The sequence below is a fragment of the Microbacterium sp. As-52 genome, assembly GCF_049949185.1.
Taxonomy (GTDB): Bacteria; Actinomycetota; Actinomycetes; order Actinomycetales; family Microbacteriaceae; genus Microbacterium; species Microbacterium maritypicum_A.
The window spans coordinates 2,057,701-2,080,027 of sequence record NZ_CP188171.1; the positions used below are offsets into that span (position 1 = coordinate 2,057,701).

At 69.5% G+C, this 22,327-nt stretch carries 22 protein-coding genes; 13 read left to right on the forward strand and 9 right to left on the reverse strand.

Translation table 11 applies throughout. The features are described 5' to 3' along the window. Positions 1-41: 41 nt before the first annotated feature. Together ACLFA2_RS09835 and ACLFA2_RS09840 are read left to right on the forward strand one after the other, a co-directional pair. The gene (locus ACLFA2_RS09835; protein WP_029260665.1) at positions 42-1,514 is read left to right on the forward strand and encodes an MATE family efflux transporter; all 1,473 of its coding nucleotides are present in this window, start codon (positions 42-44) and stop codon (positions 1,512-1,514) included. Positions 1,515-1,659: 145 nt separating this feature from the next. Beyond that, a complete protein-coding gene (locus ACLFA2_RS09840) occupies positions 1,660-2,079 on the forward strand; it encodes a hypothetical protein (protein WP_426621197.1) in 420 nt (139 codons plus the stop codon). A 2-nt stretch (positions 2,080-2,081) separates the two neighbouring features. Here ACLFA2_RS09840 and ACLFA2_RS09845 read toward each other — a convergent pair whose 3' ends face one another. Together ACLFA2_RS09845 and ACLFA2_RS09850 are read right to left on the reverse strand one after the other, a co-directional pair. After that, positions 2,082-3,797, reverse strand: coding sequence for an AMP-binding protein (locus tag ACLFA2_RS09845; RefSeq protein ID WP_426621198.1), 1,716 nt, complete (start codon positions 3,795-3,797; stop codon positions 2,082-2,084). Positions 3,798-3,922: 125 nt separating this feature from the next. Continuing rightward, positions 3,923-4,390 carry an Lrp/AsnC family transcriptional regulator gene (locus ACLFA2_RS09850; RefSeq protein WP_021201573.1) on the reverse strand — a complete coding sequence of 156 codons (468 nt, stop codon included), beginning with the start codon at positions 4,388-4,390 and terminating at the stop codon, positions 3,923-3,925. A 112-nt stretch (positions 4,391-4,502) separates the two neighbouring features. Between ACLFA2_RS09850 and ACLFA2_RS09855 the strand changes: the two genes are divergently transcribed. Continuing rightward, on the forward strand, positions 4,503-5,753 hold the full coding sequence (locus tag ACLFA2_RS09855) for a trans-sulfuration enzyme family protein (RefSeq protein WP_426621199.1): 1,251 nt from the start codon (positions 4,503-4,505) through the stop codon (positions 5,751-5,753). A 28-nt stretch (positions 5,754-5,781) separates the two neighbouring features. On the opposite strand, the gene ACLFA2_RS09860 is transcribed toward ACLFA2_RS09855, so the two are convergent. After that, positions 5,782-6,255 (reverse strand): acyl-CoA thioesterase, encoded by a 474-nt coding sequence (locus tag ACLFA2_RS09860; RefSeq protein ID WP_021201575.1) that lies wholly within the window; start codon positions 6,253-6,255, stop codon positions 5,782-5,784. 214 nt (positions 6,256-6,469) lie between these two features. Here ACLFA2_RS09860 and ACLFA2_RS09865 point away from each other — a divergent pair, with 214 nt between their 5' ends. The 3 genes from ACLFA2_RS09865 (at position 6,470) to ACLFA2_RS09875 (ending at position 9,315) form a co-directional block, all read left to right on the forward strand. Further along, positions 6,470-7,897, forward strand: coding sequence for a hypothetical protein (locus ACLFA2_RS09865; RefSeq protein WP_426621200.1), 1,428 nt, complete (start codon positions 6,470-6,472; stop codon positions 7,895-7,897). A 216-nt stretch (positions 7,898-8,113) separates the two neighbouring features. After that, entirely contained in the window at positions 8,114-8,728 is a 615-nt protein-coding gene (locus ACLFA2_RS09870) for a ClpP family protease (RefSeq protein ID WP_426621201.1), read from the forward strand. After that, positions 8,725-9,315, forward strand: coding sequence for a ClpP family protease (locus tag ACLFA2_RS09875; RefSeq protein WP_426621202.1), 591 nt, complete (start codon positions 8,725-8,727; stop codon positions 9,313-9,315). The genes ACLFA2_RS09870 and ACLFA2_RS09875 overlap by 4 nt, the downstream gene beginning before the upstream one ends. 111 nt (positions 9,316-9,426) lie before the next feature. Here the strand turns inward: ACLFA2_RS09875 and ACLFA2_RS09880 are convergent, their stop codons facing one another. The 4 genes from ACLFA2_RS09880 to ACLFA2_RS09895 all read right to left on the reverse strand — a co-directional run bounded on the left by ACLFA2_RS09880 (position 9,427) and on the right by ACLFA2_RS09895 (position 11,977). Then, complete coding sequence (locus ACLFA2_RS09880; RefSeq protein WP_021201579.1) at positions 9,427-9,756, reverse strand: helix-turn-helix domain-containing protein; 330 nt, start codon at positions 9,754-9,756, stop codon at positions 9,427-9,429. A 63-nt stretch (positions 9,757-9,819) separates the two neighbouring features. Continuing rightward, the gene (locus ACLFA2_RS09885; protein ID WP_426621203.1) at positions 9,820-10,734 is read right to left on the reverse strand and encodes a helix-turn-helix transcriptional regulator; all 915 of its coding nucleotides are present in this window, start codon (positions 10,732-10,734) and stop codon (positions 9,820-9,822) included. Between the two features lie 71 nt (positions 10,735-10,805). Next, positions 10,806-11,279 (reverse strand): MarR family winged helix-turn-helix transcriptional regulator, encoded by a 474-nt coding sequence (locus ACLFA2_RS09890; RefSeq protein ID WP_021201581.1) that lies wholly within the window; start codon positions 11,277-11,279, stop codon positions 10,806-10,808. Positions 11,280-11,317: 38 nt separating this feature from the next. Then, positions 11,318-11,977 (reverse strand): GTP cyclohydrolase II, encoded by a 660-nt coding sequence (locus ACLFA2_RS09895; RefSeq protein ID WP_031208311.1) that lies wholly within the window; start codon positions 11,975-11,977, stop codon positions 11,318-11,320. A gap of 129 nt (positions 11,978-12,106) precedes the next feature. Here ACLFA2_RS09895 and ACLFA2_RS09900 point away from each other — a divergent pair, with 129 nt between their 5' ends. Then, a complete protein-coding gene (locus ACLFA2_RS09900; RefSeq protein WP_426621204.1) occupies positions 12,107-13,126 on the forward strand; it encodes a zinc-dependent alcohol dehydrogenase family protein in 1,020 nt (339 codons plus the stop codon). On the opposite strand, the gene ACLFA2_RS09905 is transcribed toward ACLFA2_RS09900, so the two are convergent. Continuing rightward, a complete protein-coding gene (locus tag ACLFA2_RS09905) occupies positions 13,116-14,108 on the reverse strand; it encodes a DMT family transporter (RefSeq protein ID WP_426621205.1) in 993 nt (330 codons plus the stop codon). The two genes, ACLFA2_RS09900 and ACLFA2_RS09905, sit on opposite strands and share 11 nt — an antisense overlap. A 119-nt stretch (positions 14,109-14,227) precedes the next feature. Between ACLFA2_RS09905 and ACLFA2_RS09910 the strand changes: the two genes are divergently transcribed. Beyond that, positions 14,228-15,067, forward strand: coding sequence for a sulfurtransferase (locus ACLFA2_RS09910; RefSeq protein WP_426621206.1), 840 nt, complete (start codon positions 14,228-14,230; stop codon positions 15,065-15,067). On the opposite strand, the gene ACLFA2_RS09915 is transcribed toward ACLFA2_RS09910, so the two are convergent. Further along, positions 15,055-15,978, reverse strand: a complete 924-nt coding sequence (locus ACLFA2_RS09915) for a hypothetical protein (RefSeq protein ID WP_029260654.1) — start codon at positions 15,976-15,978, stop codon at positions 15,055-15,057. The two genes, ACLFA2_RS09910 and ACLFA2_RS09915, sit on opposite strands and share 13 nt — an antisense overlap. 305 nt (positions 15,979-16,283) lie before the next feature. Here ACLFA2_RS09915 and ACLFA2_RS09920 point away from each other — a divergent pair, with 305 nt between their 5' ends. The 5 genes from ACLFA2_RS09920 (at position 16,284) to ACLFA2_RS09940 (ending at position 22,257) form a co-directional block, all read left to right on the forward strand. Next, a complete protein-coding gene (locus ACLFA2_RS09920) occupies positions 16,284-16,934 on the forward strand; it encodes a hypothetical protein (RefSeq protein ID WP_021201587.1) in 651 nt (216 codons plus the stop codon). Beyond that, on the forward strand, positions 16,931-17,287 hold the full coding sequence (locus tag ACLFA2_RS09925; protein WP_021201588.1) for a hypothetical protein: 357 nt from the start codon (positions 16,931-16,933) through the stop codon (positions 17,285-17,287). Before ACLFA2_RS09920 ends, ACLFA2_RS09925 begins: the two co-directional genes overlap by 4 nt. Before the next feature lie 241 nt (positions 17,288-17,528). After that, on the forward strand, positions 17,529-18,083 hold the full coding sequence (locus ACLFA2_RS09930; RefSeq protein WP_426621207.1) for a glycoside hydrolase N-terminal domain-containing protein: 555 nt from the start codon (positions 17,529-17,531) through the stop codon (positions 18,081-18,083). 309 nt (positions 18,084-18,392) lie between these two features. Continuing rightward, the gene (locus ACLFA2_RS09935) at positions 18,393-20,732 is read left to right on the forward strand and encodes a glycosyl hydrolase family 95 catalytic domain-containing protein (RefSeq protein ID WP_426621208.1); all 2,340 of its coding nucleotides are present in this window, start codon (positions 18,393-18,395) and stop codon (positions 20,730-20,732) included. A 91-nt stretch (positions 20,733-20,823) separates the two neighbouring features. Beyond that, positions 20,824-22,257 (forward strand): MFS transporter, encoded by a 1,434-nt coding sequence (locus tag ACLFA2_RS09940; protein ID WP_426621209.1) that lies wholly within the window; start codon positions 20,824-20,826, stop codon positions 22,255-22,257. Positions 22,258-22,327 lie beyond the last annotated feature (70 nt).

Consider the following 22,327-nt stretch of genomic DNA (forward strand, 5'->3'; position numbering starts at 1 on the left):
GCACCCCCGATCATCCCCTCAGTTCTGCGAGCCGCTCCTTCATGGCCACCTCCCTCACCACGGGCCGTCCGTGGCGCGTCATCCTTGCCTTCTCCATCCCGCTCCTGCTCGGCAACGTGGTGCAGCAGCTCTACCAGTTCGCCGACGCCATCGTCGTCGGCCGTCATCTCGGCGTCACCTCGCTCGCCGCCGTCGGAGCGACCGGAAGCCTGCTGTTCCTGCTGCTCGGGTTCGCCTGGGGGCTGACGAGCGGTTTCGCGATCCCGATCGCCCAGGCATTCGGCGCGAGGAACGACGCGGCCGTACGCCGATCGGTCGCGACCGGCGTACTGCTCAGCGCCATCACGAGCGTCATCCTGACCGTGGGGGCGCCCCTCCTCGCCGGCCCGATCCTGTCGCTGCTGCAGACGCCGCCCGAGCTGATGGCCGAGGCGACGATCTTCACGCAGATCAGCTTCCTCGGCGCGAGCGCGACGATGTTCTTCAACTACCTGTCCGCGATCATCCGTGCGATCGGCGACTCGAAGACGCCGCTGGTGTTCCTGACCGTGTCGTGTGCGCTCAACGTCGGCCTCGTCGTGTTGATGGTCGGGCCCCTCGAATGGGGAGTGGGGGGAGCTGCGCTCGCCACGGTCGTCGCTCAGGCCGTCTCGGTGGCACTGTGCCTGGAGTTCGTGCGTCGGCGGCTGCCGATGCTCCACCTGCGCCGAGCCGACTGGCGCATCACCCGTGACGACATCGCCGAGCACCTGCGACTCGGCCTGCCGATGGGGTTCCAGGCGTCGATCATCGCGATCGGCACGCTCACGGTGCAGGTCGCGTTGAACACCCTCGGCGCCGACGCGGTCGCGGCCTACACCACGGGCTCGCGCGTCGACAGCCTCGCGGTCGCCCTGCTGTCGTCTCTCGGCCTCGCCGTCTCGATGTACGCGGCGCAGAACCACGGCGGTCGTCGGCCCGACCGCATCCGTCGCGGTGTGGTCGAGGCGACCTGGATGGCGGTCGCCGCCGGTGTGGTCCTCGGTGCCCTGCTGGTCGCATTCGGCGCCCCGATGGTGCGCCTGTTCATCGGCGAAGGATCCGACGTCGTCGTCGACGACGCGCATCGGATGCTCATCATCAACGGCTGCGGGTACTGGGCGCTCGGCATGCTGTTCGTGCTGCGCGGCGCTCTTCAGGGACTCGGTCACACGCTCGTGCCCACCGTGACCGGCGTGATCGAGCTCGTGATGCGCGTGGGCGCGGCGATCGTGCTGGGGGCATGGATCGGATTCGACGGTGTCGCGTTGAGCAACCCGCTCGCCTGGCTCGGAGCGATCGTGCTGCTCGTCCCCGCGTACATCCGCGCCCACCGCGCTCTCGGACGGCTGCCCATCGACCCCGCGGAGGCGACGGAGACCTCGGCCATCGCGATCGTCGGACCGACCGACGGGTCGATGGTCGTGGACGCGGTCGTCACCCAGCCGGTGCGGGTCGTGCGGGCGCGCCGCCTGCGTTGGCCACGTCGTCGCTGACAGCCGCGCCGCTGTCGTTCCGACTGTGCCGGTCCGTACAGATATCCGCCTTCAGGATGATGCGAGTCGCACTTGAGGCGGATGCCCATTCCGGGGGACACTTCTAATGTCGAATGAGTGGAGTAACCACTGACGGGGGGTCGTCATGACGACATTGAGAATGGCCAGTGATCTGGCTGCGGTGATGGTGCCGATCGGTTACGTGGGTGCGGCGCTCGCCGTCATCTTCGCGATCGTCGCGGCGGTCGCGATCGTCCGGGGTTCCGGTGGGCTCGCCGGGGGCGCGGTGGGTCTGTGGATCGTGGGCGCGCTGATGAGCTTCGCGGCGTCCTTCGCGCGCGAGTGGACGCCGCTGATCGTGGCATGCGCGGCGCTGGTCGCGATGCTGATCGTCGGGAGCGTCGTGCGCGCGATCGTGAATGCGGCCGGGGTGGAACGTGCCGACCGCACGGTGGAGGAGCTGCCGAAGGCGGTTCCCGCGTCGAAGACACCCGTCACGGCGACGTCGAAGGTTGCGCTCACGAAGACCGGGCCGGCGACGGCGACGATCGCCGTCGTGCGCTGACCTCAGCGGTAGTCACGGTCACGGTGCTGCCCGGCCTCGTCGCCGGACTGCACCCGCGCGGCTTCGCGTGCCCGCAGCTCGACGCGTCGGATCTTGCCGGAGATCGTCTTGGGGAGCTCGGGGACGAACTCGATGATCCGCACCCACAGATGCGATGACAACCGTTCGTGCGCGTGGGCGAAGATCGCGCGCGCCGCATCCGAACCGACGGCCGGAGCTTCCGGGGTCAGGCAGATGTAAGCCTTCGGCACCGCCAGGCGCGTGGGATCGGGGCTCGGGATCACCGCTGCCTCGATCACGAGGTCGTGCTCGAGCAGCACGGACTCGAGCTCGAAGGGTGAGATCTTGTAGTCGGAAGCCTTGAACACGTCGTCGGAGCGGCCGACATAGGTGAGATAGCCGTCGTGGTCGCGCACGGCGATGTCGCCCGTGTGGTGGTAACCGCCCGTCCGTGACTCCGCGGTCTTCTCCGGGTCGTCGTAGTAGCCGGCCATGAGCCCGAGCGGCGGCTGCGACAGATCGAGCGCGATCTCACCCTCGCCCTGCCCCTCGGTGACTGCGCCGGTGACCGGGTCGAGCAGCACCACCGGATAACCGGGCAACGGGCGTCCCATCGAGCCGACCTTGACCGCCTGGCCGGGGGAGTTGCCGATGCACGCGGTCATCTCGGTCTGCCCGAACCCATCGCGGATCGTCCCGCCCCAGGCGTCACGCACCCGGTCGATGACCTCGGGGTTCAGCGGCTCGCCCGCGCCCACCAGTTCGCGCGGAGGGCGGGTGAGCCGGGCGAGATCGGCCTGGATCAGCATGCGCCACACCGTCGGCGGCGCACAGAACGTCGACACGTGGTGGGTGTCCATGACCTGCATGAGCGTGTTCGCGTCGAAGCGGGCGTAGTTGTAGACGAAGACGGTGGCCTCGGCCAGGAACGGCGAGTAGAAGCTGGACCACGCGTGCTTGGCCCAGCCGGGGGAGGAGATGTTGAGGTGCACGTCGTCGGGGCGCACCCCGAGCCACCACATGGTCGACAGGTGCCCGATCGGGTAGGAGGCGTGGGTGTGCTGCACGAGCTTCGGGCGGTTCGTCGTGCCCGAGGTGAAGTAGAGCAGCGCGGTGTCGGACGAGGGGGTCGGACCGTCGGGCGCGAAACCCGCCGGAGCGGCGGTGGAATCGGCGAAGCGTGCCCAGCCGGAGGAGATGTCGTCGCCGACGCCGATGCGCAGGATGCCGGGATCGATGTCGTCGAGGCGATCGGCGAGCGCTCCGAGAGTGATGACCGCCCGCGCGCGTCCGTGCTCGACGCGGTAGGCGAGGTCCGAAGCCGACAACAGGGTCGAGGTCGGGATCGACACGGCGCCGATCTTCGTGATCGCCAGCATCACCTCCCACAGCTCGATCGTGTTGTTCAACATCACGATCACGTGGTCGCCGCGACCGATGCCGAGCGTGCGGAGCCAGGAGGCGACCTGGTCGGATCGCGCCGAGAGCTGCCCGTAGGTCCAGGAGCGCAGGCTCAGGTCGGCCTCGACGATCTGAACCGCCGGGCGGTCGGGGTTCTCACTCGCGACCACGTCGAACCACTCCAACGCGAAGTTGAACTCGTCGACCTCCGGCCAGACGAATCCGTCGCGGGCCGCCGCATAGTCGGTGGCGTTCGCGAAGAGGAAGTCCCGCATCTCGCGGACGGTGTGCGTGGCGGCGGTGGCGCTGCGGCTCATGGTGCTCCCTTGCTCCTGGCGGGCGTGCCTTCCATCCTCGCGCACGCACCGACGCTCCGCTCGTTCCGGTCGCACTTCGTGTCGTCTGAAACGGGATCGGACGGCACGAAGTGCGACCGGAAGGGTCAGGTGGAGAGCACTCCCGGTCCGTCGCGCAGTTCGAACACGAGCTGGGTCTCGGTGCCGCGCACGACGGGGTGCACCGTGATGTGCTCGAGAACGATGTCGCGCAGGGCCGTCGCATCCTGCACGGCCACATGCACGAGGAAGTCGTCGACGCCGGCGACGTGGAACACCTGGAGGACGCGCGGGATGTCGACCAGGGCATCGAAGAGGGCCGTCACCTTGTCTCCTGTGTGGTTCGCCAGGCGCACCTTGATGATCGCCTGCAGCGGGAAACCCAGAGCGGCCCCGTCGACGCGGATGCGCGTGTCGCGGATCACTCCGCGCTCGCGCAGCGCCCGCACCCGATGTGCGCAGGTCGACTCGGCGAGGCCGAGGCGATGTGCGAGCGCCTTGTTCGTCGTCTCGGCGTCGCGGCTGAGCACCGCGAGCAGCTCGAGGTCGGTCTCGTCGAGTTGTGCTTTCGCCAACGGGGGGCCTCCTTGCCCTTCGGATCCTGCACAGAATAGCGTTCAGCGTCGAATTCCTGGCGGCTTCTGTCGAGTTCCTGCGGTTTCATCGTGATTCCGGCAACGTGGAGTCATGACTGCACCGCTGCATCCCGACACCGTCGCCGTCCACGGCGGCCGCTCCGACCTCGAGGGGCTCGGGGTCCACGCGCTGCCGATCGATCTGTCGACCACGAACCCGCTCCCGGACATCGAGCGCGGCGGCGACTCGTACGAGGCCATGGCGACGGGAGGGCGTCCTCCGGCGGACGGCAGCATGGTCTACGCACGACTGTGGAACCCCACGGTCGCCCGCTTCGAGGAGGCACTCGCCGAGCTCGAGCACGCCGAGGCCGCGGTCGCCTTCGCCTCGGGCATGGCCGCGATGACGGCCGTGATCCTGGCGCACACGGGAGCGACCGGGGCGCGCCACGTCGTCGCGGTGCGTCCGCTCTACGGGGGGACCGACCATCTGCTCGGCTCCGGCCTGCTCGGCGTCGAGACCACCTACTGTCACCCCGACGAGGTCGCGGCGGCCGTGCGCCCCGACACCGGCCTCGTCGTGGTCGAGACCCCGGCGAACCCCACCCTCGACATCGCCGACATCGCTGACGTCGTGCGCCAGGCCGGCACGGTGCCGGTCGTCGTCGACAACACGTTCGCGACCCCCGTGCTGCAGAATCCGATCGACCTCGGGGCGGCGATGTCTCTGCACAGCGCCACCAAGTACCTGGGCGGGCACGGCGATGTGATCGCCGGCGTCGTCGCGTGCAGCGAGGAGACGGCGGAGGCTCTGCGCCGCGTGCGGGCGGTGACGGGAGGGCTGCTGCATCCCCTCGGGGCCTATCTGCTGCACCGCGGTCTCACGACCCTCCCCGTGCGGGTGCGGCACCAGCAGGAGAGTGCGCGGCGGATCGTGCAGTGGCTCATCGATCGCCCCGAGGTCGCCGAGGTGTTCTACCCGGGACTCGACGGCGACCCGCGCGGCATCCTGGAACGGCAGATGCGCGGTACCGGCGCGATGATCGCGATGCGCATGCGCGGGGGTTTCGCCGCGGCCTCTGCGGTCACCACCGCGACCGCACTGTTCACGCACGCGGTGTCGCTCGGCGGAGTGGACTCGCTGATCCAGCATCCGGCGGCGCTCACGCATCGGCCTGTCCCTCCCGAAGCGCGTCCGGCAGCCGACGTGCTGCGTCTGTCGATCGGCTTGGAGGATGTCGACGACCTCATCGCCGACCTCGCCCAGGCGTTCGCCGGCGTTCCGGCCTTCGAGGTCGACGCGCCCCTCTCCGACCGGGTCACCTCCTCGCGCGCGGCACACCGGGGGGCAGTTCGCGCCTGAGGAGGTGGCTCGGCGTTCCTGTGGCGGATCAGAGGGAGGGGAGTCGGATCGTGCCGGTGGCGATGCGCTCGGTCGGCATCCGGTCGCGGTCGTAGGTGATCTCCGTGTAGCCGTGCGGGGTCGGCACCCCATCGTCGTCGAGGCTGACGAACACGATCTTCTCGATCGTGAGGATGCGCTTGCGCGTGATCATGTTCCTGGCCACCGCGCGCATGGTGAGCGACGTCGTGCCGAAGTGCGTGGCCTGCAGGCCGATCTCGATCAGATCGCCCTGCACGGCCGAGGCCTCGAAGTTGATCTCCGAGATGTGCTTGGTGACGGCACGGTAGTTGCCGAGCTGGACGATCGCATAGATCGCCGCTTCTTCATCGATCCACTTCAGCAGGCTGCCGCCGAACAATGAGCCGTTCGCGTTGAGGTCCTCCGGACGCACCCACTTGCGCGTGCGGAAATTGAGTCCGTCCTCCGACCACTGCCACGCCGGTGCCTTCTGCTTCGCCATGGGCACGAGGCTAGGCGGGTCGTGAGTCCGCGATGTTACGGCCCCTTTTCGCGCAGGGCACAGGGGCCTGGCACCCCCGTTTGTGCACTAGCCACAAGAAACTGAGTTTCATCGGTGCTGAGACTTGGTTTCGAGCGGCAAATCCGGGGGTCGCGAGTCGGGGTGCCCATACAGTCGCCGGTGGCAACGACGCCACTGACCCCGGGAGTCCTCAATGACGAGTACCACGCCCCACTCGCACGGAATCGGCATGCGCATCGCCGTGATCGTGCTCAGCCTGCTGCTGGCCGCGATGGTGATCCTGTTCTTCGCGACGACGAGCAAGATCGCCGCCGGCGCCTCCGAGCTCGCCGACGGAACGACGTCCGCGAAAGACGGATCGGCCGACCTCGCTGCCGGTGCCGCAGACCTCTCGGCCGGTGCGTCGCAGCTCGCCACGGGGACAGGTGTCCTCTCCGCGGGCGCGGCCAGCGCGCAGGAGGGCTCCCAGAAGCTGAGCGACGGGGCCACGACGGCGGCGAGCGGTGCCATGAGCCTGGCCGACGGCGCGAGCAGCCTCGCCGCCGGCGCATCGACCGCGGCAGCCGGTGCCGGCAAGGTCAGCGGGGGAGCCCAGAGCGCGCTCGCCGGGGCTCAGGAGCTCTCGACGAAGATGGCGCAGGCGGATGCCGGGGCGCAGACGCTGGCAGCGGGAGTGTCGACCCTGGCCGCCGGAGTCAACGGAGCGCACGCGTACGCCGGTCAAGTGCTCGTGGGTGCGAAGGGCCTCAGTGACACGCTCGGTGCGAAGGTGGACGCGAGCGTGATCGCGCTCGCGCAGCCCGAAGCGAAGACCCTCCTGCAGGGAGTGGCATCCACGGCGCCAGGGCATTCGCAGCAGCTTGCCGACGCGCTCGCCACGATGTCAGCCGCCGACGAGCAGAACCTGCAGCTCAAGGCGCTCGCCGAACTGGCTGCCGGCGTCGATCAAGAGGTCGATGCGATGGCTCCCGTGGCGGCCAAGGGGTCGGATCTCGCTGCGGGGCTCGCCGCCGCCGCCGGCGGGTCGGCGAAGGTCACGGCCGGGGTCAACGGCCTCATCAACGGCGACGTCGCGAACAAGTGGCCGGGCACCGTGGCACTCGTCGCTCCCCAGGGGGCGCCGGCCCTCGTCGCCGGCGCGCAGTCCCTGCACTCCGGCACGTCACAGCTCTCGGCCGGCGCCGCCACGCTGGCCGCCGGGCTGCAGACGCTCTCCACCGGAGCCTCCTCCCTCTCCTCCGGCACGGCGAACCTCAGCGCGGGCGCAACCCGCCTGAACGACGGCGCCAGCACGCTCGCCACCGGCGTCGGTGCGCTGCAGGCCGGTGCCGGCGACCTCAACATCGGCATCGAGAAGCTCTCCGCCGGCGCGGCGACCGTCGCGGACGGCTCCGGCGATCTCGCGGACGGCGGCGACAAGCTCGAGGCCGGGGCCGCCGACCTCGCCGCGGGGAACGGGTTGATCGCCGACGGCTCCGGCACCCTCGCCACCGCCACCGCGGGGGCCGCGCCCTCGATGCTGCCGTGGATCCTCGGCATCGCCCTGGCCGGGCTGATCGCGATCGGCTTCTGGGTCGGTCACCGCATCTCCCATCGGCGCTCACTGGCCCTCGCTGCCTGATCCCGTCCGCTCACCCCACCAGCCCCCATCCCCACGCGAGGGCCTGGGCGGATGCCTCCCCACCCGCATCCGCCCAGGAGCTCGCATCTGCCCGCATCCGCTCGCATCTGCCCGCATCCGCTCGCATCTGCCCGCATCCGCTCGCATCCGCTCAAGGCAGAGCCGCCCAGGGCAGAATCCGCTCCGCACGCCTGCGGGGCGACAGAGGCTGGGGGCATGAGCGAAGACAACCCCATCCCGCAGTTCGGTCCCGAAGCCCGGCACGCACTGTTCCACGAGCGGGTGCTCGTGCTCGACGGTGCTCTCGACGACGACAACGGCACGCTGCTGATGACCCAGCTGCTCGCGCTGTCGGCCGAGGACCCCGTCGCCGACATCGCGCTGTGGATCCACTCGCCCGGCGGCTCCGTGCCGTCGATGCTGGCCATCCGCGACATCATGCGGCTGATCCCCAACGACGTCGCCACGCTCGCCCTCGGACTCGCCTGCAGCGCCGGACAGTTCCTGCTCTCCGCCGGTAGCCCCGGCAAGAGACGGGCGCTGCCGCACGCACGCATCCTGATGCATCAGGGTTCCGCGGGCATCGGCGGATCCGCGGGCGAGCTCGAGACGCAGGCCGACGACCTGCGGCATATGCGCGACACCGTGCTCGGCCTCATCTCCGACGACACGGGCCAGCCCATCGCGCGCATCTTCGAGGATTCCCTTCACGACCGCTGGTACACCGCGGTGCAGGCGCAGGACTACGGCTTCATCGACGGCATCGTGGCCTCGATCGCCGAGGTGATGCCGCGACGTCGCGCGCGCGTCGGACTGGGGGCGGACGCATGAGCGGCTACACGATCCCGAACGTCGTCGCGCAGCATCCCCGAGGCGAGCGCATCATGGACGTCTATTCGCACCTGCTCGCGGAGCGGGTCATCTACCTCGGCACGGGCATCGATGCGGGGGTCGCGAACGCCCTCATCGCGCAGCTGCTGCATCTCGACGCGGACAGCCCCGAATCCGGCATCCAGTTCTACATCAACAGCGAGGGCGGCGATCCGGGCGCAGCACTCGCGATCTACGACACCATGCAGCACATCCGTCCCGGCGTCGCGACCACCTGCGTCGGGCAGGCCATCGGACCGGCAGCACTCCTCGTCGCTGCCGGAGATCCGGGGGCGCGGGCCGCCCTCGCCCATGCGCGCATCGTGCTGCACCAGCCGGCCGGACAGTCCCGGGGTGCGATCCCCGACCTGATCCTCGCGGCCGACGAGGTGGTGCGGGTGCGCTCCGACATGGAGGAGATCCTGGCCAGGCACAGTGGCCGGACGGTCGCGGAGCTCCGGGTCGACACCGATCGCGACCGGGTGTTCACCGCCGCCGCCGCCCTCGACTACGGGCTGGTCGACACGGTGCTGGGAGCGCGGAGCTGATCTGCAGTCCGGGCTCGCGGACGGATGCATGAGCGGCGGACGACTGCATGACCGATGCGGTGCCTGTGGTCATGCATCCGTCCGTCGATCATGCAGATGACGGCTCCGGGATCACGCGGCGAGGGCGAACGCGCCACGCGAAGGGGCCGTCGATCGCAGGCTGTCGGCAACGTCGCTCGTCAGCTCGACGAGGCTCGTGTCGAGGGCTCCGGCGATCGCGGCGATCATCTCGCTCGACGGCTCCTTCAATCCACGCTCGACCTCGGAGAGGTACTGCGGCGAGACACCGGCCTTGTCGGCGGTCTCGGAGAGGGTCTCCTCGCGGTCGTGACGTCGGCGGCGCAGCTGGTCACCCAGCAGGTGTCGCCACAGGGGCTCGGGATCGCTCGGGCGGGGGCGTTCGGAGCGAGGGGTGCGCGGGAATGCGAGGATGTCGGCCATGCCTCACGATAATCCGCGGCATCCGGCGGCTTCGAGCGGTTCTGCTCAGAGCAGAACCGTGGTTCAGGAGTCTGCGCGCCCCGAGGTGTGATCGGGAGTGGGAGCGGGCTCGGGCTCCGCGGCGACAGATGCGGCCGCATCCGTCGCCGCCCAGCTGGCGAGCATCCGCAGCTTGTCCGCCGACGCCGTGCCCGGCTCGGCGGTATAGGTCGACAGGTGGAGTCCCGGGTCGGCCGGCAGTTCGAACGCCTCGTAGGTCAGCTCCATCTCTCCGACGATCGGATGCGCGATGCGCTTCACGCCCGTGCGGTGGAAGCGCACGTTGTGGGCGGCCCAGAGGGTGCGGAACCGCTCGCTCCGCGTCGAGAGCTCGCCGACGAGATCGGTGAGCTTCCGATCGAACGGATTGCGGCCGGCCTCACCGCGCATCGCCGCGACGAGCTCCTGCGTGTTGCGGTCCCACTCCGGGTAGAACTCCTGCGCCGCCGGATCGAGGAACGCGAAGCGGGCGCTGTTGGGCTGCGGCTGCGCGAACACCGGCGCGTAGAGGGCACGGCCCAGGGCGTTCGCGGCCAGGTAGTCGAAGTAGTTGTTGCGCACGATCGCCGGCGCCTCGGTCATGGCATCGAGCAGGCGGAGGATGCTCGCACGCAGCTCCGTGGCCTTCTTCCGCGGCGTGCGTGCGACCGGCGAGGCGTTCGCGGTGCGGGCGAGGTCGAACAGGTGCGCGGTCTCGGCCTCGTCCAGCTGGAGCGCGCGGGCGAGGGCGTCGAGCACGCTGTCGGACGCGCCGGACAGGTCGCCGCGCTCGAGCCGCGTGTAGTAGTCCACGCTGACACCCGCGAGGAGCGAGACCTCCTCGCGGCGCAGGCCCGGTACGCGGCGGTTGCCCCCGAATGCGGGGAGGCCTGCCTGATCGGGGGTGATGCGTGCGCGCCTCGTGGAGAGGAACTCGCGCACCTCGCTGCGGGTGTCCATGCCTTCGACGGTACGCGCTCAGCGACCGTGGAGGGAGGTACTGGCGGTACCGGTGACCGATCCGCGACGCCTCACAGTGCCGCGGTCACCCCGGGCAGCAGCTTGCCGAGGATCGCCCCCAACTGTTCGCGCTCCTGTGCGGTGAGCGGATCGAGCACGAGCTCCCGCACCTGCTCGACGTGCACGGGGGCGGCCGTGCGCAGCATCTCCCGTCCGGCCGGAGTCAGTGCGGCCGAGAGGGTGCGCTTGTCGGACCCGCACGAGGTGCGGGTGACCCAGCCGCGTTCCTCGAGAGAATCCAGAGCGTGGCTCAGGCGGGAACGGCTGAGGCCGGCGATGCGGGCGAGCTCGGTCATGGTGACGGCGCTCTCCCCCTGACCTGCCAGGGTGACGAGGATCGCGTATCGGGCGTGGTTGAGCCCGACCTCTTCCTTCAGCGTGCGATCGAGCACCTGCGGCAGCAGCTGGACGAACCGGATGACGGGGAGCCAGGTCTCCATCTCGGTGTCGTCGAGGCGACGCGGATGCTGCTGCTCCGCCGTCATGCTGTCCTCCTGGGTGTCACTCGGGTATCCCGCGGGTGTCACGCTGCCGACAGGTCGAGCGTGTGCGCCGTGTGGTCGCGCTTCGCCTGCAGGTAGCGGGTGTTCGCTTCCGACAGGTGCACCTCGGTGCGCACGCGCTCGGTGACGCGGATGCCGAGCGCTTCGAGCTGCACGGCCTTGTCGGGGTTGTTGCTCAGCAGGCGGATGCCGTCGACGCCCAGCGCGTTCAGCATCTGGGCGGCCACCGTGTAGTCGCGCTCATCTTCGCCGTGGCCCAGGGCGACGTTCGCCTCGTACGTGTCGAGGCCCGCGTCCTGCAGCGCGTAGGCGTCGAGCTTGGCGTACAGGCCGATGCCCCGGCCCTCCTGGCGGAGGTAGAGCAGGAACCCGCCCTCGTCGGCGATGCGCTCGACGGCTTCGCGCAGCTGGGGGCCGCAGTCGCAGCGCTCGGAGCCGAACACGTCGCCGGTGAGGCATTCGCTGTGCGGACGGACGAGCGGTGCGTCCCCGCCGTCTATCGCGCGTTCGAGTGCGGCGCGCCAGTCGCCGAGCCCGAGCAGCAGGTGCTCACGGCCGTCGACGAGGCCGTCGAAGGTGACCACGTCGGCGGTCGTGGAGAAGCCGTCGCCGAAGCGCAGCGGCACGCGGACGCGAGTGCGTTCCGTGGCGACCGGAGCGACGGTTGAAGTTTCAATCATATCGGGTGCAACGCGGCGTTCGGCGGACTATTCCCGGATCCCAGGATTTCGGAGGGGTTCCGTCAGAACCTCCCATCCGCGAGGGATTCGGTGTGGACTGAAGTCCACGCGACAGAAGGAGTACCACGAATGCGCGGAGTAGTCATGCACGCCCCCGGCGACGTCAGGGTCGAGGAGCGCGAGAAGCCCACCATCTCCCGGCCGACCGATGCGGTGATCCGCATCGCCGCGACCTGCATCTGCGGCTCGGACCTGTGGCCGTACCGCGGCGTGAACGAGGTTGACCACGCGCCGATGGGGCACGAGTATGTCGGCGTGGTCGAGGAGATCGGCACCGAAGTGCAGACGCTGCGGGTCGGCGACTTCGTCGTCGGATCCTTCATGGCGTCGGACAACACGTGCGAGATCTGTCAGGCGGGGTACCAGTCCCGCTGCGTGCACGTGGTGCCGATGGGGCGCTACGGCACGCAGGCCGAGTACTCGCTCGTCCCGCACGCCGACGGCACGCTGGTCGTCACGCCCGGCCGGCCCGACGCCGATCTGATCCCCTCACTGCTCGCCGCGTCCGACGTCCTCGGCACGGGATGGTTCGCAGCCGTGGCCGCCGAGGTCGGACCGGGGAAGACCGTCGCCGTGGTCGGCGACGGCGCGGTCGGGCTCCTCGGGATCCTCGCCGCACGGGAGCTCGGTGCCGAGCGCATCATCGCGATGAGCCGGCACGCCGATCGGCAGGCGCTGGCGCGCGAGTTCGGCGCGACCGACATCGTCTCCGAACGCGGGGATGAGGGAGTGGCCCGCATCAAGGAACTCACGAACGGTCTCGGTGCGCATTCGGTGATCGAGGCCGTCGGCACCCAGGAGTCGATGATGCAGGCGATCCGCTCCACCCGCCCCGGAGGCCACGTCGGCTTCGTCGGCGTCTCTCACGACGTGGCGCTGCCCGGCGAGGAGCTGTTCTACTCCGGCGTGCACCTGCACGGCGGACCTGCGCCCGTGCGGCGCTTCCTCCCCGAGCTGATCCAGCTCATCTGGGACCGGAAGATCGACCCGGGCAAGGTGTTCGACCTCACCCTTCCGCTCGAAGAAGCCGCCGAGGGCTATCGGGCCATGGACGAGCGCCGCGCCACGAAGGTGCTGCTCACGGTGTGACCTCGCGGCGGGCGGAGATCTCCGTGTCGGGCGGAGATTCGACAGGAGATTCTCCGCCCATGGCGTGGTTCTCCTCCCGAGCCTGCGGCGATGTTTGTGGCTGTGCCCTGCGCCGCACGATCCTCAACTCGCTCGCGAGGATGCCGAGCACGACGAGCGCTCCGCCCACGAGCGCGGTCGCGGGCAGGCGTTCACCGGCGATGCGTCCGATGGCTCCTGCCCACACCGGTTCCCCGGCGTAGATGATCGTCGCGCGGGTGGGGGAGACCGACTTCTGGGCCCAGTTCATCGTCAACTGGATCAGGCAGCTCGCCGCTCCCAGGCCGACCGCACAGCCGACCCAGATCCACGAGAACTCCGGCACGCCTTCGCCGACCACCGGCATCGTGAGCAGTCCCAGCACTCCCGCGGTGAGCAGCTGCACCACGGTGATGCGTCCGAGGTCGATCTTCCCGGCGAAGAGGCTGATCAGGATGATCTCGGCGGCGATCGGCAGCGTGCTGATCATGGTCGCGATCTCGCCCGCGCCGAGAGTCAGCGCGAAGGCATCGGGGCCGGCGATGAACAGCAGCCCGACGAAGGCCAGACCCGCCCCGACGAACGCCATGGCGGGCGGGCGCTTGCGGAACACGGCCCACTGCGCCAGCGGCACCAGCGGCACGTACATCGCGGTGATGAAGGCCGAGGTGCTGCTGTCGATGGTCTGCAGCCCCAGCGTCTGGAGGCCGTAGCCGAGGTAGATCATCACCCCGATCGCGACGCCCGCGCCGACATCGCGCCAGCGGATGCCGCGCAGCACGCGTCGGAAGATCACGACGCTGATCAGTCCCGCGATGAGGAACCGGATGCCGACGAAGAACCAGGGTCCGGAGTGCTCCATCGCCCAATGCACGAGCAGGAACGTGCCGCCCCAGACGGCGGTGATCGCGATGAGCGCGGCTTCCTGCGGTCGGAACCGCATCCAGCGGAGACGAGAGGGCATCGTTGGCCCTTTCTCGACGTTGCCGGATCGAGCCTAGTGCGCCGGACCCGTCGCTCGGATCGTGACGGAAGAAGACGATGACGCACCGGACGCCGCCGCCGACTCGGTAGCCTCGCAGCATGAGCGACTTCGTGAGTGCCGTCGAACTGAACGACCTGCTGACCCGGGGTGCACCGGTGCGCGTGATCGACGTGCGGTGGCGCCTGGATCGTCCGGAGGCCGGGCACGACGACTACCTCACCGGGCACATCCCGGGCGCCGTGTTCGCCGCGCTCGACACCGAGCTCTCCACCCATGGCGAGCCGTCGGAGGGACGGCACCCGTTGCCGTCGACGGCCACCCTCCAGGACGCGGCCCGTCGGTGGGGCGTGCGTGCGGGCGACACGGTGGTCGCCTACGACGACTTCAAGGGGATCGCGGCCGCCCGTGCCTGGTGGCTGCTGCGTCAGGCCGGCGTCGATGTGCGGGTGCTCGCCGGCGGCATCCGCGGGTGGAAGGATGAGGGCTTCGCCGTCGCGACCGATGATGTGGCACCGGATCCTGGCGATGTCGTCCTCGAGAAGATCGGTGCGGATACGCTGACGATCGATGAGGCCGCCGCGTTCCCGGCATCCGGTGTCCTGGTGGATGTGCGGGCCCCCGAACGCTACCGCGGCGAGACCGAGCCGCTCGACCCCGCGGCAGGACACATCCCCGGCGCACGCAACCTGCCCACCCTGCTGCATCTGGACGCCACAGGCCGCATCCTCGACCGGGAGACCGTGCTGGCGAACTTCGCCGAGATCGGCGTCACGCCGGGCACGGCCGTCGCGGCATACTGCGGTTCCGGCGTGACGGCCGCGCACACCGCCCTGGTCCTGCATGAGGTCGGCATCGAGGCGAAGGTCTTCCCCGGGTCGTGGAGCCAGTGGTCGAACACCCCCGGCCGACCGGTCGCGACCGGAGATCAGCCCGGCTGATCCTCCCGGGGGCCATAGCCCCAGTGCAGTCCGAGGGCACCGGGGCCGAAAGCCCGGCGCACCAGATGCACCGACGTTCCCCGGGGCGGCGGCAGCGGCGTCATGATGACGCCGTCCGGTGTCTCGAGGTGCTCCTCGCACCAGTCAGGGATCGCGTCCGGATGGAAGCGTGTCCACACCAGCAGCTCTCTGGCCTTCTGCGCCAGGGCGTGGCCGGTGTCGCGCGTCGCGGGGTAGTCGGGTGGGTACTCCACCGACCACTCCACCATCGCCGTCTCCGGCGCGGTCAGCGGCACATCGAGCTCGAACAGCACCCCGTGCACCTCGCCGTCGGGGTGGGAGTAGCGCGCGGCGATCCGGCCCCCTGCCACCGCCTTCAGCAGAGGTGCGGGGGTGCGCACCCCGGGGGTGATCTCGAGGAAGGGGATCGCCGTGATCGTGCCGACCGTGGACTGCACGATGCTGCGCGTGATGCTGAATGCGACGTTGCCGTCCGCGCCGACATCGGTCACCGAATGCGTCGTGAGCTCGCGGGAGGTGTCGGGGTAGGAGGCGCCGAGCGCGCGGAAGGCGTCGATCACCGCCAACTCGAGCTCTTCCTCGTCGATCGGGAACTGGTTGGGTCCGAGCGGACCTGTGCGGTTCGTCGATCGGAGCAGTCTGCTCAGCGCCCCCGTGTCGAGTCCGAGGAGTTCCTCGATGTCGCTGAGCGCGGCGAGCGACTGCGCCCCCTCCGGCCGTCGCGCGCCGGATCGCCAGTAGCTCAGCGTGGCCATGGACACGCGGTTCCCGCGCGCCTTGAGCTGACGCTGCAGCCACGACAGCGTCACCGGCTTCGCGTTTATCGCGTCGCGCAGGGCGTTCGCGAAGTCATCGGGTTCGGCTCTGCGCGCGTCATCTTCGAAACTCATCACAGATCCCCTCCGGTATGTGAAGATCAGCGCCTTAGAGTGAGCATACGACCGCACGCGCGTACCTCAGGGGACCGGGTGGGCATGTGGGGTCACTTGGCCGTCTTCGCAGGCAGGGTGCCCGACCCTGCGATCACCGGCCTGACGCAGTGATGCCCCCCTTGCTGCGTATGTCGTGAAGCCCGGCAATCGATCTGGGGAGATCAGCCGGGCTTCACGAATCCTCCCTCCGCAGGGCTCCCGGCGTTGCGGCTCCGCCGCCCCGCGTAGACTGGGAGCAACACCCCGGAGGACTCTGGACCGTCATGTCTGCCCCTGCTCGCGCATTCACCATGCGCCACGTGCAATTGCTGCGCGCTCTGTTCGCCGCAGTCGCTGCGCTGATGATCACGTTCTCGTCTGATCACTCCGCCGCCGTCGGCCTGTCCGTGTTCAGCGGCTTCGTCTTCATCACCGCTCTCGTCCAGGTGCTCGCCGCCTGGCTGGTGCTCCCCGCCGGCTCACGCTGGTCGTACGTCCTGCTCGCCGCGGTCGGCGTCGTCGCCGGCATGGTGAGCGGAATCCCGGTGTGGCGTTCCGACGACCTGTTCTTCATCATCGTCTCCTCCTGGGCCATCGTCAGCGGCGGCATCGAGCTGCTCGCCGGCATCCGCTCCCGGCGCACCGGCGGCATGCTGTCGCGCGATGCGATCACCGTCGGGGGCCTAGGTGTTCTGCTCGGCGTGGCCCTGCTGCTGATCCCGGCCGGGTTCCTGCAGGAGTACACGATCGACAAGGCCGGCACGTTCGTCCTCTCCGGGATCATCCTCGGCGTCGGCATGTTCGGCGGCTATGCGGCGATCGTCGCGGTCTTCCTCGGCATCGCCGGCCTCACGCCGAAGCAGGTCGATGCCGTCGCCACGGTGTCCGAATCGAACGACAGCGCCGCCCCCGCGGAGCATGGAGGAGAGCGATGAGCGACGAGAAGCCCACCCGCCGGGACATTCTGCGGCCCCTGCACCTGCTCCTCATCGCGCTCGGCTGCGGCGTCTTCGCCATGGTCGTCACCCTGGTCTCGACCGGAGCCTTCACCGCACGCGTGAACGCGTCGATCGCCGACGGCACCTACGACGGGCTGACCCCGATCGCGCTGGGGCTCGTCGTCGGCGGCGGGGCGTTCATCGTGACGCTGCTGATCCTGGCGATGCTCATCCTCGCTGTCGATCCGTCCGACGTCACCAAGACGATCGATCGTCCGGTGCTGTACGACCCGGAGCCCGACGGGGAGAGCCCTGACTCCGAGGCTTCCGGCCGCCCGGCGTCCTCCTGACGCGCTCCGCAGGAGCGGCGGATCTGCTCGTCGACGGGATCCTCTAACATCCGATTAAAGAGCGCGTCAGGCGTTCTGAATCGCGCGGATCTCCGGTACTTTCGGCGTACCCTCTGGACAATCGTCTCTAGACATCCGATGTCTCGTGTCGGACACTGACTTTTGACGCGCCCCGCATCCACGACCGGTTGCGAGACCGCACGGCCCCAGATGATCAACGATGCTCCGGAGGTTTGCTGTGATGATGGACCCCATTTCCCGCCGACAGGCGCTGCAGGTGGGCGGCCTCGCCCTCCTCGCCCCGCTCGTCCCTCAATTCCTGGCCGCTCGGCCTGCGGCTGCGAACGCATTCTCGGTGGACGCCGCTCTGCGCGCCGTCCCCGCCGGTGCGATCCCGCGTCCGCAGCTCTCGCCGTACGCCCTCTGGTACGCGACCCCGGCGACGAGCTGGGAGACGCAGGCGCTCCCCATCGGCAACGCGCGCCTCGGCGCGAAGTTGTTCGGGAACCCGGACGCCGAAGTGATCCAGTTCAGCGAGCAGAGCCTGTGGGGCGGCGTCAACGACTATGACAACGCGCTCGCCGGCCAGCCCGACGGAGCGTACGACACCAGCGTCACCGGTTTCGGTTCGTTCCGCGACTTCGGCGAGGTGACCGTCGCGTTCGGCGCACGCACCGTCGTGAGCTCGCCGGGAGGCCCGTACGAGGTATCGGGTGGCGAGAGCGTCGAGAAGACCTTCGACGGGAATCCGGCCACGAAGTGGTGTCTGATCGCGCCGCCCGCCGAGGTGATCTAGCAGGCCGATCTCGCGGAGCCGGTTGCCGTCTCCTCCTACGCGCTCACGAGCGCGAACGACGTCCCCGCCCGCGATCCGCAGGACTGGCGGTTCGAAGGGTCTGCCGATGGAGCGGCCTGGGTCGCGCTCGACACGCGGGCTGAAGCGCCGTTCCCGCAGCGGCTCCAGACCAAGAGCTTCTCGTTCGCGAACACGACGGCGTACGCGCACTACCGCTTCGTCTTCGCGCCGAAGGCGGGGGTCAGTCACTTCCAGGTCGCCGAGGTCGCGCTCGGCGGGGTCGACCTCGCACAGGGGAGCGCCGTCTACGTGTCGTCGCCCAGCGGCCACGCCGACTCCCTCGTCGGCACCGTGGACGCCGACCCCGCGACCGTCTGGGCGGTTCCGTCGACCGGGTCAGGGGCGGTCTGGCAGGTCGAGCTCAGCGCCAAGCTCGCCCTGAACGGCTACGTGCTCACGAGTGCTCCCGACGCGCCGGAACAGGATCCGCGGGACTGGACGGTCTCCGGCTCGGACGACGGGCTCGGCTGGAAGACGCTCGACACGCGCACCGGGGAGACGTTCCCGGAGCGCGGCACCGGGCGGGTCTTCTCGTTCGCGAACACCACCGCCTACACGATGTACCGCATCTCGTTCTCCGCACCCGGCGCGCTCCGTCTCGGCGGCATCGCCTTCACCGGCGGTGGCTTCAGCACCGCCGGAGCCCGCGCCGTCGTCGATTACCGACGTGCGCTCGACATCGCGGACGGCACCCACAGCACCCACTTTGCCACCGCACAGGGCACGGTGCTGCGTGAGGCGTTCGCCAGTCGGGATGCCGACGTGATCGCGGTGCGGTTCACCGCCGACCGCCCCGGTACGCTCACCGCTCTCATCACCCTGGTCTCGAAGCAGGACGGCGTCGCGACGACAGTCGACGCGGGCGGCCGCCGAATGGGCTTCGCCGGAACCATGGCCAACAACCTCACGCACGCGGCCGCGGTGCGCATCGCGGAGACCGACGGAGAGGTGGTCGCCGCCGAGGGCGGACTGCGCGTCTCCGGCGCCGCGAGCATCACCCTGCTGCTCGACGCCCGCACCGACTACCGCCTGAGCGCCGCACACGGATGGCGCGGTGCGGCGCCGCAGCCGGCGATCGAGAAGGCCCTGAACGCGGCGGCCTCCCGCTCGTGGAAGAGCCTCCGCTCGGCGCACACCGCGCAGGTCTCCGAGCTCATGCAGCGCGCGAAGGTCGAATGGGGGGTCACCGACGGCGCCGTGATGGCGATGCCCACCGACCGTCGACTGCTCCGCTACGGCACGGGCGAGGCCGACCCGACGCTGGAGCAGACGCTCTACGCCTACGGGCGTTATCTGCTCCTCAGCTCGTCGAAGCCCGGCGGGCTGCCCGCCAACCTCCAGGGACTGTGGAACAACAGCAATCAGCCGGCATGGGCCAGCGACTACCACACGAACATCAACATCCAGATGAACTACTGGGGGGCCGAGACCGCCGACCTCCCGGAGTCGCACGAGGCCCTCGCGACCTTCATCCGTGAGGTGGCCGTGCCCAGCAGAATCGCCACGCGGAACGCGTTCGGCGCCGACGTGCGCGGGTGGACCGCCCGCACCTCGCAGAGCATCTTCGGCGGCAACGCGTGGGAGTGGAACACGATCGCCAGCGCCTGGTATGCGCAGCACCTCTACGAGCACTGGGCGTTCACGCAGGACAAGAAGTACCTGCGCGATCTGGCCTACCCGCTGATCAAGGAGATCTGCCAGTTCTGGGAGGACCAGCTCAAAGAGCTCCCCGACGGCACCCTGGTCGCGCCGATGGGCTGGTCTCCCGAGCACGGCCCGCGCGAAGACGGGGTGATGCACGATCAGCAGATCATCTGGGACCTCTTCCAGAACTACCTCGAATGCGCGAAGGCCCTCGGCGTCGACAAGAAGTACCAGGGGACGATTGCCGACATGCAGCAGCGCCTGGCCCCGAACAAGATCGGCCGCTGGGGGCAGCTCCAGGAGTGGCAGACCGACCGCGACGACCCGAACGACATCCATCGGCACACCTCGCACCTGTTCGCCGTGTACCCGGGGCGCCAGATCACCCCGGATACTCCGGAGCTCTCGGCGGCGGCACTGGTCTCACTCAAGGCGCGTTGCGGTGAGAAGGAGGGCGTGCCGTTCACCGCTGCCACGGTCTCGGGCGACAGTCGCCGTTCCTGGACCTGGCCGTGGCGCGCGGGACTCTTCGCGCGCCTGGGCGACGCCGAGCGGGCAGGCATCATGGTGCGCGGCCTGCTCACGTACAACATCCTGCAGAACCTGTGGGCGAACCATCCGCCGTTCCAGCTCGACGGCAACTACGGCATCGTCGGCGCGATCGCGGAGATGCTCGTGCAGAGTCATGGCGACGTCATCCGGCTGCTGCCCGCCGTCCCCGCGGACTGGGCGGTGAGCGGATCGTTCGCCGGGCTCCGCGCACGGGGCGGATACCGGGTGGACTGCACGTGGCGGGACGGGAAGGTCGTCGCCTACGACGTCGTCGCCGATCGGGCACCGAACATGAGCAACGTGATCGTGGTCGTGAACGGAGAACGTCGCAAGGTGAAGCCGGGCAACCCGAAGAACGGCAAGCCCATGCGCGACCTCGGCCCGGCGCACTGACCCCGGCGGCACCGACGTCGGAGGGCGACGTCGGTGCCGCCATCCCGCATGAATCCGGAATACCGCTGCGGTGGATCGGCTTGTTCCTGGAGTGACTGCCTCCGTCGACCGCGCCTCCATCGGACTCCGGTCGGAGCGGGGCCCCATTCTCGGTGCGCTCATGCTGGCCACCGGCCTGATCGCGATCGACGCCACGATCCTCGCGACCGCCGTGCCCAGCATCGTCCGCGACCTCGGCAGTTACCAGCAGTTCCCGTGGCTGTTCTCGGTGTACCTCCTGGCACAGGCCGTGAGCGTCCCCATCTACTCCCGCTTCGCGGACACCGTCGGACGCAAGCCGATCATCCTGCTCGGCATCGCCCTGTTCCTGCTCGGCTCCATCCTCTGCGGATTCGCGTGGAGCATGCCCGCGCTGATCGTGTTCCGCATCATCCAGGGCATCGGCGCCGGTGCCGTGGCACCGATGTCGATGACCATCGTCGGCGACATCTACACCGTCGCCGAACGTGCCAAGGTGCAGGGATACGTCGCGAGCGTCTGGGCGATCTCGTCGGTCGTCGGCCCGGCGCTCGGGGGGATCTTCGCGCAGTTCGACGCCTGGCGGTGGATCTTCTGGATCAACATCCCGCTCTGTCTGATCGCCGGATGGATGCTGCTGCGCAACTACAAGGAGCAGAAGCAGACCCAGAAGCACAGCATCGATTACGGGGGAGCGGTGCTGCTCACGATCGGGCTGACCGCGCTCATCCTCGGCATGCTCGAGGGCGGGAACGCCTGGGCGTGGCTGTCGGTGCAGAGCGCCCTCTGCTTCGGCCTGGGAGTGATCGCGCTGATCGCCTTCGGGTTCGTCGAGCGCCGCGTCGCCGAGCCGATCGTCGACCTGCGCCTCGCGGGTCGACGGCTCATCCTCACCACCACGATCGTGTCGCTCGGTGTCGGCGCGCTGATGCTCGGTGTCACCAGCTTCGCTCCGGCCTACCTCGAAGGGTCCACCGGCATCGCCCCGTTGCTCTCCGGTCTCGCGGTCGCCGCTCTGACGCTCGGCTGGCCGCTCGCCGCCGCGAACGCGGGACGCCTGTACCTGCGCATCGGCTTCCGCCGCACCACGTTGATCGGCATGAGCATCACGACGGTCGCCGCCATCGCCCTGGCCTCCGTCGCCTCGTGGCCGAATCCGTTCGTGATCGCCGGCATCGCGTTCCTCTTCGGCTTCGGGCTCGGATGGAGTGCGGCGCCGACGCTGATCGCTGCGCAGGCCTCGGTCGGCTGGGGCGAGCGCGGGGCGGTGACGGGCATGAACGCGTTCGCGCGCTCGGCCGGGAGCGCTGTCGGCGTGGCCGTGTTCGGGGCGATCTCCAATGCCGTGATCGCGCAGGGCGTCGGTCCCGACGATCCCGGCACGATCATCCATGCGTCGGTGTGGGTGTTCGTCGCGGTCGCCGTGACCGCGGTGCTCACCCTGCTCGCCGCCGCCTTCATGCCGAAGGACAGTGTCGAGGAGCGCTCCGGAGAGTCAGCCCCCTAGCCCGCGCGCCTTCCTGCGCCCGTGCACTCGTCGAGTTGACGGCGCCTGGGGGGCGAGTCGGGCTCAGCCT

What these genes read in the sequence shown, in the direction of transcription:
- ACLFA2_RS09920 (WP_021201587.1), top strand. Translation starts at nt 16,284, where the DNA reads ATGTCTGCCCCTGCTCGCGCATTCACCATGCGCCACGTGCAATTGCTG.
- ACLFA2_RS09930 (WP_426621207.1), top strand. Translation starts at nt 17,529, where the DNA reads ATGATGGACCCCATTTCCCGCCGACAGGCGCTGCAGGTGGGCGGCCTC.
- ACLFA2_RS09835 (WP_029260665.1), top strand. Translation starts at nt 42, where the DNA reads ATGGCCACCTCCCTCACCACGGGCCGTCCGTGGCGCGTCATCCTTGCC.
- ACLFA2_RS09925 (WP_021201588.1), top strand. Translation starts at nt 16,931, where the DNA reads ATGAGCGACGAGAAGCCCACCCGCCGGGACATTCTGCGGCCCCTGCAC.
- ACLFA2_RS09915 (WP_029260654.1), bottom strand. Translation starts at nt 15,978, where the DNA reads ATGAGTTTCGAAGATGACGCGCGCAGAGCCGAACCCGATGACTTCGCG.
- ACLFA2_RS09865 (WP_426621200.1), top strand. Translation starts at nt 6,470, where the DNA reads ATGACGAGTACCACGCCCCACTCGCACGGAATCGGCATGCGCATCGCC.
- ACLFA2_RS09855 (WP_426621199.1), top strand. Translation starts at nt 4,503, where the DNA reads ATGACTGCACCGCTGCATCCCGACACCGTCGCCGTCCACGGCGGCCGC.
- ACLFA2_RS09860 (WP_021201575.1), bottom strand. Translation starts at nt 6,255, where the DNA reads ATGGCGAAGCAGAAGGCACCGGCGTGGCAGTGGTCGGAGGACGGACTC.
- ACLFA2_RS09840 (WP_426621197.1), top strand. Translation starts at nt 1,660, where the DNA reads ATGACGACATTGAGAATGGCCAGTGATCTGGCTGCGGTGATGGTGCCG.
- ACLFA2_RS09905 (WP_426621205.1), bottom strand. Translation starts at nt 14,108, where the DNA reads ATGCCCTCTCGTCTCCGCTGGATGCGGTTCCGACCGCAGGAAGCCGCG.
- ACLFA2_RS09900 (WP_426621204.1), top strand. Translation starts at nt 12,107, where the DNA reads ATGCGCGGAGTAGTCATGCACGCCCCCGGCGACGTCAGGGTCGAGGAG.
- ACLFA2_RS09880 (WP_021201579.1), bottom strand. Translation starts at nt 9,756, where the DNA reads ATGGCCGACATCCTCGCATTCCCGCGCACCCCTCGCTCCGAACGCCCC.
- ACLFA2_RS09895 (WP_031208311.1), bottom strand. Translation starts at nt 11,977, where the DNA reads ATGATTGAAACTTCAACCGTCGCTCCGGTCGCCACGGAACGCACTCGC.
- ACLFA2_RS09845 (WP_426621198.1), bottom strand. Translation starts at nt 3,797, where the DNA reads ATGAGCCGCAGCGCCACCGCCGCCACGCACACCGTCCGCGAGATGCGG.
- ACLFA2_RS09890 (WP_021201581.1), bottom strand. Translation starts at nt 11,279, where the DNA reads ATGACGGCGGAGCAGCAGCATCCGCGTCGCCTCGACGACACCGAGATG.
- ACLFA2_RS09885 (WP_426621203.1), bottom strand. Translation starts at nt 10,734, where the DNA reads ATGGACACCCGCAGCGAGGTGCGCGAGTTCCTCTCCACGAGGCGCGCA.
- ACLFA2_RS09870 (WP_426621201.1), top strand. Translation starts at nt 8,114, where the DNA reads ATGAGCGAAGACAACCCCATCCCGCAGTTCGGTCCCGAAGCCCGGCAC.
- ACLFA2_RS09910 (WP_426621206.1), top strand. Translation starts at nt 14,228, where the DNA reads ATGAGCGACTTCGTGAGTGCCGTCGAACTGAACGACCTGCTGACCCGG.
- ACLFA2_RS09875 (WP_426621202.1), top strand. Translation starts at nt 8,725, where the DNA reads ATGAGCGGCTACACGATCCCGAACGTCGTCGCGCAGCATCCCCGAGGC.